The 12,846-nt window shown below is 36.7% G+C and carries 12 protein-coding genes; 6 read left to right on the forward strand and 6 right to left on the reverse strand.

The annotated features are described in order from the left end of the window. Nucleotides 1-21 precede the first annotated feature (21 nt). The 4 genes from clpX to OLM56_RS01290 form a co-directional block, all read right to left on the reverse strand. Nucleotides 22-1,257, reverse strand: a complete 1,236-nt coding sequence (gene clpX, locus OLM56_RS01275) for an ATP-dependent Clp protease ATP-binding subunit ClpX (RefSeq protein WP_264528058.1) — start codon at nt 1,255-1,257, stop codon at nt 22-24. Nucleotides 1,258-1,287: 30 nt separating this feature from the next. Further along, nucleotides 1,288-1,947 (reverse strand): ATP-dependent Clp endopeptidase proteolytic subunit ClpP, encoded by a 660-nt coding sequence (clpP, locus tag OLM56_RS01280; RefSeq protein ID WP_121375258.1) that lies wholly within the window; start codon nt 1,945-1,947, stop codon nt 1,288-1,290. A gap of 225 nt (nt 1,948-2,172) precedes the next feature. Then, nucleotides 2,173-3,498 carry a trigger factor gene (tig, locus tag OLM56_RS01285; protein WP_264528059.1) on the reverse strand — a complete coding sequence of 442 codons (1,326 nt, stop codon included), beginning with the start codon at nt 3,496-3,498 and terminating at the stop codon, nt 2,173-2,175. 123 nt (nt 3,499-3,621) lie between these two features. Continuing rightward, entirely contained in the window at nt 3,622-3,990 is a 369-nt protein-coding gene (locus tag OLM56_RS01290; RefSeq protein ID WP_121375260.1) for a phage holin family protein, read from the reverse strand. Nucleotides 3,991-4,127: 137 nt separating this feature from the next. On the opposite strand from OLM56_RS01290, the gene OLM56_RS01295 reads away from it, so the two are divergent. Then, nucleotides 4,128-5,480 carry a T9SS type A sorting domain-containing protein gene (locus OLM56_RS01295; RefSeq protein WP_264528060.1) on the forward strand — a complete coding sequence of 451 codons (1,353 nt, stop codon included), beginning with the start codon at nt 4,128-4,130 and terminating at the stop codon, nt 5,478-5,480. A gap of 55 nt (nt 5,481-5,535) precedes the next feature. On the opposite strand, the gene OLM56_RS01300 is transcribed toward OLM56_RS01295, so the two are convergent. Then, complete coding sequence (locus OLM56_RS01300; RefSeq protein WP_264528061.1) at nt 5,536-6,300, reverse strand: alpha/beta fold hydrolase; 765 nt, start codon at nt 6,298-6,300, stop codon at nt 5,536-5,538. Nucleotides 6,301-6,318: 18 nt separating this feature from the next. Continuing rightward, entirely contained in the window at nt 6,319-7,032 is a 714-nt protein-coding gene (locus tag OLM56_RS01305) for a pyridoxine 5'-phosphate synthase (protein WP_264528062.1), read from the reverse strand. A 105-nt stretch (nt 7,033-7,137) separates the two neighbouring features. Between OLM56_RS01305 and OLM56_RS01310 the strand changes: the two genes are divergently transcribed. The 5 genes from OLM56_RS01310 (at nt 7,138) to bamA (ending at nt 12,846) form a co-directional block, all read left to right on the forward strand. Then, nucleotides 7,138-7,797, forward strand: coding sequence for a CBS domain-containing protein (locus OLM56_RS01310; protein ID WP_121375264.1), 660 nt, complete (start codon nt 7,138-7,140; stop codon nt 7,795-7,797). A 22-nt stretch (nt 7,798-7,819) separates the two neighbouring features. Further along, nucleotides 7,820-8,704: an NAD kinase gene (locus OLM56_RS01315; protein WP_121375265.1), complete on the forward strand. Its 885-nt coding sequence runs from the start codon at nt 7,820-7,822 to the stop codon at nt 8,702-8,704. A gap of 154 nt (nt 8,705-8,858) precedes the next feature. Then, entirely contained in the window at nt 8,859-9,542 is a 684-nt protein-coding gene (locus OLM56_RS01320; RefSeq protein WP_121375266.1) for a DUF6089 family protein, read from the forward strand. 3 nt (nt 9,543-9,545) lie between these two features. Then, on the forward strand, nt 9,546-10,286 hold the full coding sequence (locus tag OLM56_RS01325) for an isoprenyl transferase (protein ID WP_121375267.1): 741 nt from the start codon (nt 9,546-9,548) through the stop codon (nt 10,284-10,286). Then, nucleotides 10,219-12,846 carry an outer membrane protein assembly factor BamA gene (gene bamA, locus OLM56_RS01330; RefSeq protein ID WP_121375268.1) on the forward strand — a complete coding sequence of 876 codons (2,628 nt, stop codon included), beginning with the start codon at nt 10,219-10,221 and terminating at the stop codon, nt 12,844-12,846. Before OLM56_RS01325 ends, bamA begins: the two co-directional genes overlap by 68 nt.

Raw genomic sequence — 12,846 nt, forward strand, 5'->3', positions numbered from 1 at the left:
TTTTATTTCTATTTAATCAACTTAAGAAGCAGTTTTCAGACGCTGCAATAAGTTTTTGTCTAAAGCATTTTCAGCATAGGATTTATCGATTACTAACGATTTATCGTCAGAACTTGGCAAATCGTACATTGCATCGGTCAATATTGCCTCACACAATGAACGAAGGCCACGAGCACCTAATTTATACTCTAACGCTTTATCTACCACATAATCTAAAGCCTCATCAGAAATAGAGAACTCTACATCGTCCATAGCAAAAAGCTTTTGGTATTGCTTGATTAGAGCATTTTTAGGCTCCGTCAGAATGGCTCTCAATGTTTCTCTATCCAAAGGATCCATGTGTGTCAAAACCGGAAGACGACCAATTATTTCAGGAATCAATCCGAAGTCTTTAATGTCTTTCGGGATGATATACTGCAACAGATTGTCTTTGTCTACATTATCTGCTTTTTTAGAAGAGCTGTATCCGACAGCCTGACGATTCAGACGCTTAGAAATGATTCTTTCTACGCCGTCAAAAGCACCACCAGCAATAAATAAAATATTCTGAGTATTTACCTCTACAAATTTTTGGTCCGGATGTTTTCTTCCACCTTTTGGCGGTACGTTTACTATGGTTCCTTCAAGCAATTTCAATAAAGCCTGCTGAACGCCTTCTCCAGAAACATCTCTCGTAATCGACGGATTGTCGCTTTTGCGTGCAATCTTGTCAATCTCATCGATAAAAACGATTCCTCTTTCGGCTTTCGCGACATCATAATCTGCAGCCTGAAGCAATCTTGTCAGGATGCTTTCCACATCTTCTCCAACATAACCTGCTTCGGTCAATACGGTCGCATCAACAATTGCCAATGGAACATCCAACATTTTGGCGATGGTTTTTGCCACCAATGTTTTTCCAGTTCCAGTCTGGCCTACCATGATAATATTACTTTTCTCGATTTCGACCTCATCGTCTAATTGCTGTTGCATCAAACGTTTGTAGTGGTTGTAAACCGCAACCGACATTACCTTTTTAGTTTGGTCTTGCCCGATTACGTATTTATCAAGAAAAGCCCTGATTTCTTTTGGTTTTTGCAAAACAAGATCCGAAGCCATGGCTCCATTTCTTTTATTCTGCCTTAGTTCTTCAATAACAATTCCATGAGCCTGCTCAATGCATTTGTCGCATATGTGCGCATCAATCCCTGCAATCAGTAGATTTGTTTCTGGCTTTTTCCTTCCACAAAAAGAACACTCTAATACTTCTTTAGCCATATTTAATTTTAGATTTCTGCCATCTGATTTTTAACTTCTTCTCAAAACTTCATCAATCATTCCGTACTCTTTTGCTTCATCCGCTTTCATCCAGTAATCTCTTTCGCTGTCTTTGTGAACTCTCTCGAAGGTCTGTCCTGAATGTTTCGAAATGATTTCATACAATTCGTCTTTCAATTTCAGCATTTCGCGTAAGTTGATTTCCATATCGGTTGCAACTCCTTGAGCGCCTCCAGATGGCTGGTGAATCATTACTCTTGAATGTGGCAATGCAGAACGTTTTCCTTCTGCCCCAGCACAAAGCAAGACTGCTCCCATAGAAGCGGCCATTCCGGTACAGATTGTCGCAACGTCTGGCTTAATGTATTGCATTGTGTCATAAATTCCAAGACCCGCATAAACGCTTCCGCCTGGAGAATTGATATAAATCTGAACGTCTTTAGAAGAATCAACACTTTCTAAGAACAATAGCTGCGCCTGTATGATGTTAGCAACATGGTCGTCTACTCCTGTTCCAAGAAAGATAATTCTGTCCATCATCAAGCGAGAGAATACATCCAGCTGCGATACGTTCAATTGTCTTTCTTCAATAATATATGGTGTCATGCTGTTTACGATTTTATCGTAGTACATGCTATTGACACCTTGGTGCTTTGTAGCAAACTTTTTAAATTCTTTACCGTAATCCATTTTTAGTTATAAGTTAAATGTTATGAGTCATAAATAACTCTAATTTATTCTTTTCTGTTGATTATTGCAAAGTTCGTGCAAATATTAAATCAGAACTTGTTGACATGAAAAGAACTTGAATAATCGGACAATCCGTCAGTAAGGGACAAAAAACCGAAAGGCTTCAAATAAAAAGAGCGCCAAAAAATATTTTGGCGCCTTAAAGATAACTATTTTTTCAAGAAATTACTCTCCGTACATTTCTTTGATGAACTGCTCGTAAGAAACTTCTTTGGTTTTTGCTTTTACTTTTTCTTTAAACAAGCTAAGCATTTTTTCGCTCATTACTTGTTCTGAAAGTCTTTTCACTTCTTCTTGATTTGAAAGCACACGTGCTACGATTCCTTCTACATCTTCTTCGGTAGGATTCATCTGTCCGAATTGTGCCATTTGTTTTTTGATTACTTCAGAAGTATAGGATTTCAAATCTTCAAAAGTGATTTGAAGGTTATTTTGCGCCAAAACTTTTCCTTCAATCAATTGGTAGCGAAGTCCATTTTCTGATCTTGCATATTCTTCTTCAGCTTGCTCAGGAGTCAAAGGCGTTTCGCCAACAGTTTGAATCCATTTTTTCAAGAATGTCGCTGGCAATTCGAATTTTGTATTTTCTAATAAAGAAGCCGTAACATCGTTCAAGAATTTCTGGTCTGCTTGAGAAGCAAATTGTTTTTCAGCGTCTTCTTTGATTTTTTCTTTTAACTGCTCAACAGAAGTAACATTTCCTTCTCCGAACAATTTGTCGAATAATTCTTGATTCAATTCTGCCAATTCAGTAGCATTGATTTCTTCAATCTTGAAATCAACATCAATATCAAGACCATGAACATTATCGTGATCTACTTTTAGGTAATCCATTAATTTGTGATCATCGTCAAAAAGACCTTTGGTTTTTAACGTAACGACATCACCTACTTTTTTGCCAATGAATTTTTTGGCTGTCTTTTTGTCTTTGAAAACATCAAGAGAAATTGTTGCAGTATTATTGATTCCGTTTTCCTCGTTAGTAAAAGTTCCTGTCAAATCGAATCCTTCTTCTACAGTATCTTTAGAAATTAGTTTCCCGTATTGTTTTTGGATGCGTTCTACTTGGTCGTTAAGCATTTTATCGTCAGCAGTAATTTTATAGAACGTCACTTTATTTTTAGCCTCTAAGTCAACTGTAAACTCAGGAGCAAGACCCAATTCAAAGTCAAAAGAATAATCATCAGCATCCCAATCGAAGTTTTCATTCATTTTAGGAAGCGGATTACCAAGTATGTCTAATTTTTCTGAAGCTAAGTATTTGTTCAGATTTTCTTGCAACACTTTATTTACTTCTTCCAGCAAAACCGCTTTTCCATATTGTTTCTGAATCAGGCTCATTGGAACAGCGCCTTTTCTAAAACCAGGAATGCTGGCGTTTTTCAAATAATTTTTTAAAACCTTATCCACTTGAGGAGCATAATCTGCTTTTGAGATTTCAACCGTTACAATCGCATTTAAAGCGTCAACATTATTTCTTGTAATATTCATTTTTTTACATACTAAAATTGGGTTGCAAAATTATAACATTTTTACAACCCAACCAAGTTTTACATTAATGTATTAATATAGGATTAACAAATACGATAACTATCTGCTATCAAATCTACTGTATTATTTATCACCTCCTGTCAAAGAGAACAGGACAGACTGCAAAACAGACAAAATCAAGCTAAACAAAAGTGCCGTCCAAAAACTAGAAACAGCAAAGCCATCTACCAAATTGGCACAAAGCATAATGATCAAGGCATTGATGACAAGGAGAAATAATCCAAAAGTGATAAACGTCACCGGTAGTGTCAGTAGGACTAGAATAGGCTTCACAAATAAATTCAGCAGTCCCAAAACTACGGCTACGATAATCGCCGTTACAAAATTATCGGACGAAAGACCATGTGCTCCTTTAAGGGCTACACCCGGCATAAAATGTGCTATTACCATTACTAAAACAGCCGTAAGAAGGATTCTGATAATTAAATTCATAATAACTTGATTTATATTTACCCAAATATAGCAATTTTTATGATGTGTTAATTTATGCATAAAAAATATCATACAAATCTTATATGTAAACATTTTTTTTATCTTTGGAATTCATATAATTCAATCAAATACACATTATGAAAAAAACATTACTATTTTTATCGTTGTTCGCTGCAGCGGGTATGAACGCCCAATGGACAGAACAAAACACAGGTTTCGCAGAGGCTTCAAGAGGAGTTCAGAATATCGAAATCATCAATGCAAATGTAGTTTGGGCATTAGGATATGATGGAACTACAGGTGATGATATTGTACAAGAATTCACAAGAACTACTGATGGTGGAGCAAACTGGATTCCAGGAACTATCGAAGTTTTCGACCCAAACCTTACAATAACTAACCTATCAGCTGTAAGCGCTACTACTGCATTTGCTGGAGCTGTAGACGCAGAATTCGGCGGTGGAGGTGTATACAAAACTACTGATGGCGGAGCGACTTGGACAAATTCAAATCCTGGCGGATATACAACAGCTGCACCTGCAACATTAACTTCTTATTTTAACGTAGTACATTTCTTTGATGAAAATAATGGCGTTACTCAAGGAGATCCTATCGGTACAGGTAATGGAGAGTTTGAAGTTTACAGAACAACTAATGGAGGAACATCATGGACATTAGTACCAGCTGCTGCATTACCAGACCCTGCTTCAGGCGAATACGGATATAACGGAGGAAACGTAGCTGCAGGAAATACTTTCTGGTTTGTTACGAACAAAGGTAAATTATACAGAACAACAGACATGGGAGCAACTTGGACAAAATTAAACACTCCTATTACAGATTTCTCTGGAACCAATACTGGAGGGCAAATTTTCTTTAGTGATAACAACAATGGTATCCTTATAGCTAGAACTGGACCTCAAGCAACAGCAACTTATACTCTTTATAAAACTACTGATGGCGGAACTACATGGGGTACAGGCGCTAGCTACACAGCTCCTTACAGAAACGTAGCCTACATTAAAGGAACTACAGTTCTTGTTGGAACTGGAACAGCTGGAACAGTTCAATCTTCAGCTTACAGCAATGACAACGGAACTACATGGACACAAATAGACAGCGGAACACAAAGAACTTCAATCGCATTCTTAGACGGATCTACAGGATGGGCTGGAGGTTTCACCGATGGTGTTACTGGCTTAGGAGGAATTTACAAATACAGCGGCGCAGCTCTAGGAATAGAAGATATCGCATCTAACAAAACTTTCAAAGTTTATCCAAACCCAACTAACAGCCAATTAAACTTAAGCGGTGCTTCTATCAACGAAGTTGCAGTTTATGATTTATTAGGAAAACAAGTGATGACTCAAAAGTTCTCAGCTCAAGACCAAGTTAGCTTAAACGTTTCTGGACTTGAAACTGGAATGTATGTTTTGACAGCTACAAATGATAGCGGAGCTAAAGAAACTGTTAAATTTGCAAAACAATAATTAATAATAGTTTTTAATTACAAAAATCCCTTTCTATTTCAGAAAGGGATTTTTTTTATTTTAATAAGTACTGGATTGATTCGCTGTAAAAATCTTTAGGGTTTTCGGCATGAAGCCAATGCCCAGCATTGGGTATCGTTTTTATTTCAGAATTTGGAAAATGATGCTTGATTGTTTCGAAATCTTCATCTTTAATATAATTTGAATTTCCTCCTCTTAAAAACAATGTCGGTTTTTCGAAAACTGCATTTTCAGGAAGCGCCTTTCCTATATTATCAATTTGTTCATTAAAAACAGGAAGATTGAAACGGAAAGCCAACTGGCCTGGTTCTATCCAATAAAGGCTTTTCATTAAAAATTGGCGTGTACCAAAATCCGAAACGTATCCTTTCAAAATCTCTTCAACTTGAGAACGGTCTGGCTTCTGGGTTAAATCAACTGCATTTAATCCAGCCATGATATCTTGATGGTGCGGCCTGTAGTATTTTGGACCAATATCTGCCACAATTAGCTTTTCTACTTTTTCCGGATAAGTGGTTGCAAAAAACATGGCTACCTTTCCTCCCATAGAATGTCCTAAAATCGAAACCTTATCCAAATTATTTGCTTGGCAGTATTCCAAAACATCTTCAACCATCGCTTCATACGTAAACTCATCGGAATGAAAACTTCTTCCGTGATTACGCAAGTCTAAAATATGCAACTGAAAACCTTCAGAAGCCATTTGTCCAGCCAAAGTTTTCCAATTGTCCGACATCCCTAAAAAACCATGAAGAATAAGCAACGGCTTTCCTTCGCCTTCTATTTTTGAGTACAACATAAATCGCTTTTTAAATTTTTATTTCAACTTCTGAAGATACATATTGACGACGTTTTCAAGCCCTAGATATATAGATTCAGAAATCAAGGCATGTCCTATAGAAACTTCGAGCAGGTTTGGAATATGCTGCTGAAAAAACTGAATATTATCGAGACTCAAATCATGGCCGGCATTGATTCCGAGGCCGAGTTCGTTTGCCAATTTTGCCGATTCAACATACGGCTGTATGCCATCTTTATTTCCTAAACCATACTCATGTGCAAAAGCCTCCGTATACAACTCAATTCTTTCAGTCCCTGTTTTTTTGGCGCCCTCAATCATTTCAAGAACTGGATCAACAAAAATGGAAGTCCTGATTCCGTTGCGCTGAAACTCTTGTATAATTTCCGTCAAATAATCTTGGTTTTTTATTGTATTCCATCCTGCGTTAGACGTAATTGCATCGTCTGCATCCGGAACCAAAGTCACCTGTGTAGGCTTGACTTCTAAAACTAAATCTATAAATTTTCGCTCTGGATTTCCTTCTATATTGTATTCTGTATATACGACAGACTTCAAATCACGAGCATCTTGGTAGCGAATGTGGCGTTCGTCAGGTCTTGGATGGATGGTAATTCCTTGTCCGCCAAAACGCTGAATATCTTTGGCAACTTGCAATAAATCAGGAACATTGCCACCTCTCGCATTTCGTAAAGTTGCTATTTTATTTATGTTTACGCTTAATTTTGTCATTGGAATACTTTTTGAGAATAATTATTTAATACAAAAATACAAAGTTAAACAAGGCGTTTTGTGCTATTTTTTGATTATTTTGCAACGGATTATCGACAGTAGGCTATGACAGAAATTACAGATTATATCAACAACGACATCAAGGCGATAGCCATTGGCGACACGATTGAATCAGTTCAAGATTTTTTCGCCGACCTGTCATTTTCACATTTTCCAGTTTTGGAAGAAGGAATATACATCGGAAGCATTTCGGGAGATGATGTAGAAACTTTCGATTCTGATAAAAAAGTTAACGACTATCGTTACACTTTGGAAGGTTTTTTTGCCAGAAAAAACATGATTTGGCTAGATGTCTTAGAAGTTTTTGCTAGAAACCATACGAGCGTTGTTCCTGTTCTAGATGACAAGAATAATTATATCGGTTATTACGACATCACTGACATCATCAAATTTTTCCACGAAACTCCTTTCCTGAAAGAAATGGGAGGAATTATTATTGTTGAAAAAAATATTAATGACTATTCCATGAGCCAGATTACGCAGATCGTGGAAAGCAATAATGGAAAATTGCTCGGATTGTTTGTCTCTAATGTGGAAGCTGACAAAGTTCAGATTACTATAAAAATTACTTTGGGCGCGATGAATGAAATCATTCAGACTTTTAGGCGCTATAACTATGAAATTATTTCAGAACATCAAGAAGACAATTATCTGAATGCCTTAAAAGAGCGCTCGGACTATTTGGATAAATATTTAAACATATAAATCAGATCTTAGATTATCAGAAATGAAAGTAGCCATTTACGGTCAATATTATCAAAATAGCACGGAGCCAATTATCAGGGATATTTTTGTTTTCTTCAACAAAAACAATGTCGAATTGGTTATTCAGGATGATTTTCTAGCCATGCTCTACGAAAAACAAATCATCCAAAAAGAATATAGCACTTTTCATGATTTTAATGATCTTGACAGCAACGTAGAAATTCTGGTAAGCATAGGCGGAGACGGAACTATTTTGCGTGCGGCTACATTGGTGAGGGACTCTGGCATTCCTATTTTGGGAATAAACGCAGGAAGACTAGGCTTTTTGGCAACCGTCCAAAAAGAAAATATCGATGAGCTGATGCAATATATTATCGATAAAAATTATTCTCTTTCGCCAAGAACACTACTTAGCTTGGAAAGTTCCGAAAATATTCCAGAAATCGAAAATCTGAATTTTGCCATGAACGAAATTTCAGTAAGCAGAAAAGACACTACGTCGATGATTACTATCGAAACGTATCTAAATGACGAGTACCTAAATTCGTATTGGGCAGATGGCCTGATTATTTCGACACCTACAGGTTCTACTGGATACTCGTTAAGTTGCGGCGGCCCGATACTAACACCTGCGGTCGAAAGTTTTGTCATTACTCCGATAGCACCACACAATTTAAACGCAAGACCTTTGGTCATTCCCGACAACGTCGAGATAAAGCTAAAAGTTTCTGGCCGTGAAGAACATTATCTCGTTTCGTTGGATTCTAGGATAGCTTCAATCAGCAATGATACTGTGCTGACTATCAAAAAAACACCTTTTCAGATCAACATGGTCGAGCTTCCAGAAAAAAGCTTCTTGAAAACTTTACGCACCAAATTACTTTGGGGAGAAGACAAGAGAAACTAAAGAAAATCCCTTACATTTTATACTATCGACACTTAAGTTTCGTTTACTTTAAATCGAAAGAGCCTAGCATTTGCCTAAAATTAAGGATATTTAATTATTAGACAGTTGATAAGTGCTCATAATTGTTATATTTGCACCCTTATTTTTTCATTAAATGAATCGAATAATAATTACATTTTTCTGCATTTTAAGTTTTGCCGTTTCTAACGCCCAGATTCACGAAATCGGAATCTTTGCTGGAGGAAACAACTACATTGGAGACGTTGGTCCAACCAATTATGTCAAGCCAAATGAATTTGCTTTCGGAGTGTTATACAAGTGGAATAAAAGTCCGAGACATTCTTGGAGAGTTTCTTATACGCAAGGAAAAATAACATCAGACGATAAGGATTCTGACATGCCAGCCAGAAAACAAAGAGGATTAAACTTTGAAAATAGTGTAAAAGAATTATCTTTAGGCCTTGAATTCAATTTTTTTGACTTTAATTTGCATGAATCGGGATTTTTGCTGACTCCATATGTATATTCAGGAATAAGTTATTTTCGCTATACCGAATTATATTACCTGAACAATCAGTATGAAGAAGATGATAAAAAAAATAGTTTTGCAATCCCAATGACTGTTGGCGTGAAAACCAGAATTGCAGAAAAGCTTATATTAGGATTTGAAGTCGGAGCTAGATATACCTTTACTGATAATCTTGATGGGAGCAACCCGAAAAATGACAGTTTTGATACATTGCGATTTGGAAATTTAAACAGCAAAGATTGGTATGTTTTTTCAGGTTTCACACTAACCTATACCTTTGGGAACAAACCATGCTACTGTGCAGAATAAAGAATGAACTTACTAGAAACAATAAACAAAGACAACCTCCCAAAGCACTTGGCCATCATCATGGATGGAAATGGCCGTTGGGCTAAACAAAAAGGCCTGCTAAGAGCCTTTGGCCATGAAAATGGCACAAAAGCGGTAAGAGAAACCGTAGAAACTTGTGCCCGACTTGGCATTGAAAATCTTACGCTCTATGCTTTTTCTACTGAAAATTGGAACCGTCCGAAATTAGAAGTAGATACCTTGATGAAACTTCTCATAAATTCATTGAAAAACGAGCTTAAAACCCTTACAGAAAACAACATAAAACTTAATACAATCGGCAATTTTGAAAAGTTGCCTTCCTCTGCTCAAAAAGAATTATCCCAAGTCATTTCTAAAACAAAAGACAACAACAGGATGACCCTGACTCTTGCGCTAAGCTACGGTTCACGGGAGGAAATTGTCTCTGCCATAAAGAATATAAGCAGTAAAGTTAAAAATAATATAATTTCAATAGACGCTATTGACGAATCAATTATTAATCAGCATCTTTACACGCAAAATTTACCTGACGTAGATTTATTAATAAGAACCAGTGGCGAACATAGGATCAGCAATTTCTTACTTTGGCAGATAGCTTATGCAGAATTGTACTTTACAGATGTATTGTGGCCTGACTTTAGAGAAAAAGATTTATATGAGGCTATCATTAGTTATCAAAAAAGAGAACGTAGATTTGGAAAAACAAGTGAACAAATTAAATAAACTTTTAATGTTAGACAAAAGCATTAAACTATTCTTAACCGTATTAGTTTTAGGAAATATTTTTCAAGCAAAAGCCCAAGACAGAGTCCCATTTGATCAAGGAAGAGAATATATTCTAGCCGATATAAAAGTTATCGGAAAAATCAGCTATAACGAACAAACAGTTGTTACATTTGCCGGCCTTGAAAAAGGACAAAAAATCACAGTTCCTGGTGAAGAAATCAGTAGTGCCATCAAAAAATTATGGAAACTAGGATTGTTCAATGAAATTGACACCTATATCAATCGAATTGATGGCGACAGTATTTTTATCGACATGCATATCAGCGAATTGCCGAAATTAAGCGAAGTAAAAATACAAGGCGTTAAAAAATCGAAAGTAGAGGGCCTTATTAAGGATAACTCACTGACAAAAGGCAAAATCGTTAACGAAAATCTTATCACTACGACAAAAAACTACATTGAAAATAAATACAAAAAAGACGGCTTCTATAACACCAAAGTAGTTATCACTACTATTCCAGACACAACCGCTGGTAATGAAGTCAAAATGCTTGTGAACATTGACAAGGGCAGCAAAGTAAAAGTTAGCTCAATAGAAGTCAATGGTAACGAAAAACTTTCTGATAGCAGAATCAGAAAGGCAATGAAAAACACAAAGACAAGATTCCCGCTCCGCTTCTGGAAAGGCTCAAAATACATCAAGGAAAAATATGCTGAAGATTTAGAGAACATCGTATCTGTCTATAAAGAAAAAGGATATCGTGATGCTCGAATCGTATCTGATTCTATCAACTACAACAAAGAAAAGAATACCGTTGCTATAAAACTGAATGTTGAAGAAGGGAATAAATACTATTTCGGAAACATTAAGTTCTTAGGAAACTCGGTCTATACAGATCAAGGACTACAAAAAATGCTAGGCATCAAAAAAGGCGATGTGTACAATGGCGTATTGTTGCAAAAAAGAATCGAGGACAAGACAAAACCTGACGGAAACGACATTAAAAACTTATACCAAAATAGCGGTTATTTATTCTCGACCGTAAATGCGGTTGAGGTCAAAACTGCTAATGATACGATCGATTTCGAGATCAGAATTATGGAAGGGCCATTAGCCTACTTCAATAAAATTACTGTAGTCGGAAATGACAAAACAAACGACAAAGTTATCTATCGTGAACTAAGAACACTTCCAGGACAGAAATACAGCAAGGAACTTTTGATGAGAACGCTTCGAGAGCTTGGGCAATTAGGATTCTTCGATCCTCAGGCTTTAGAACCAAAATTCAAAAACGTAGACCCTGCCGCAGGAACAGTTGATATCGAATACAATGTTGTAGAAAAAGGATCGAGCCAGATCGAACTCCAAGGAGGTTACGGCGGCGGCGGATTCATTGGAACGCTAGGTCTTTCTTTCAACAACTTCTCCATAAAAAATATTTTCAAGAAAGATGCCTATACTCCGCTTCCAATGGGTGATGGACAAAAATTGGCTCTTCGACTTCAAGGAAGTTCTTACTTCCAGACGTATAGCCTTTCTTTCACAGAACCATGGCTTGGCGGAAAGAAACCAGTTCAATTTTCAGGTTCTATCTCTCATAGTAAGCAGTTCTTATACACAGGAAATAACGATGTAAACAGAGACAAGAGTTTCAACATCACATCCCTTTCCCTTGGTATTGCAAAAAAACTTAACGTTCCAGATGATTACTTTGTATTATCACAGGCAGTAAGTTTCCAATACTATGATTTGAACAACTATAACACCGGATTATTTACTTTTGGTGATGGTAATTCTAGAAACTTAGCCTACACTATAGGATTGCGAAGAGACAGTAGAGGTTTGGACCCAATTTTCCCAACTTTTGGATCTGAATTCAGCATAAGCGCCAAATTCACATTACCCTATTCTCTTTTCAATGGTGTTGACTACAAAGACCTTGAAAACAATCCAGAATATCAAAATGAAGACGGCACGCCAAACCGAGCAAAAATTGACCAGAAGAAGTTTAATTGGCTGGAATATTATAAAATTAAATTCAAAGCTGATTGGTATACAAAAATTTATGGTAAATTCGTACTTCGTTCTTTAGGTGAATTCGGTTTCCTTGGAGCTTATAACAATGATAGAGGCCTTGTTCCTTTTGAAAGATTCTTCCTTGGTGGAGATGGTTTAGCGAATTATTCGTTAGATGGCCGTGAGGTAATACAGTTGAGAGGATATCCAAATCAATCGTTGACACCACTGGATGCTTTAGGAAACCAAAATGGAGCTACTATCTATAATAAGTTTTCATTGGAGTTGAGATATCCGATTACATTGAAAGGTGCGGCATCGATTTATGCCTTAACTTTCCTTGAAGCAGGTGCGGCGTATGACAATTTTAAAGATTATAATCCGTTTGTATTGCAACGTTCAGCAGGTTTTGGTCTAAGAGTATTCATGCCAGCCTTTGGATTATTAGGTATCGACTTCGGACATGGATTTGATCCAATCCCTGGAGGTACACAGAAAAACGGATGGGAAACCCATTTCATCATAGGACAACAATTTTAA

Source organism: Flavobacterium sp. N2550 (assembly GCF_025947265.1).
GTDB classification, from domain to species: domain Bacteria; phylum Bacteroidota; class Bacteroidia; order Flavobacteriales; family Flavobacteriaceae; genus Flavobacterium; species Flavobacterium endophyticum.

What these genes read in the sequence shown, in the direction of transcription:
- clpX (WP_264528058.1), bottom strand. Translation starts at nt 1,257, where the DNA reads ATGGCTAAAGAAGTATTAGAGTGTTCTTTTTGTGGAAGGAAAAAGCCA.
- clpP (WP_121375258.1), bottom strand. Translation starts at nt 1,947, where the DNA reads ATGGATTACGGTAAAGAATTTAAAAAGTTTGCTACAAAGCACCAAGGT.
- tig (WP_264528059.1), bottom strand. Translation starts at nt 3,498, where the DNA reads ATGAATATTACAAGAAATAATGTTGACGCTTTAAATGCGATTGTAACG.
- OLM56_RS01290 (WP_121375260.1), bottom strand. Translation starts at nt 3,990, where the DNA reads ATGAATTTAATTATCAGAATCCTTCTTACGGCTGTTTTAGTAATGGTA.
- OLM56_RS01295 (WP_264528060.1), top strand. Translation starts at nt 4,128, where the DNA reads ATGAAAAAAACATTACTATTTTTATCGTTGTTCGCTGCAGCGGGTATG.
- OLM56_RS01300 (WP_264528061.1), bottom strand. Translation starts at nt 6,300, where the DNA reads ATGTTGTACTCAAAAATAGAAGGCGAAGGAAAGCCGTTGCTTATTCTT.
- OLM56_RS01305 (WP_264528062.1), bottom strand. Translation starts at nt 7,032, where the DNA reads ATGACAAAATTAAGCGTAAACATAAATAAAATAGCAACTTTACGAAAT.
- OLM56_RS01310 (WP_121375264.1), top strand. Translation starts at nt 7,138, where the DNA reads ATGACAGAAATTACAGATTATATCAACAACGACATCAAGGCGATAGCC.
- OLM56_RS01315 (WP_121375265.1), top strand. Translation starts at nt 7,820, where the DNA reads ATGAAAGTAGCCATTTACGGTCAATATTATCAAAATAGCACGGAGCCA.
- OLM56_RS01320 (WP_121375266.1), top strand. Translation starts at nt 8,859, where the DNA reads ATGAATCGAATAATAATTACATTTTTCTGCATTTTAAGTTTTGCCGTT.
- OLM56_RS01325 (WP_121375267.1), top strand. Translation starts at nt 9,546, where the DNA reads ATGAACTTACTAGAAACAATAAACAAAGACAACCTCCCAAAGCACTTG.
- bamA (WP_121375268.1), top strand. Translation starts at nt 10,219, where the DNA reads ATGAGGCTATCATTAGTTATCAAAAAAGAGAACGTAGATTTGGAAAAA.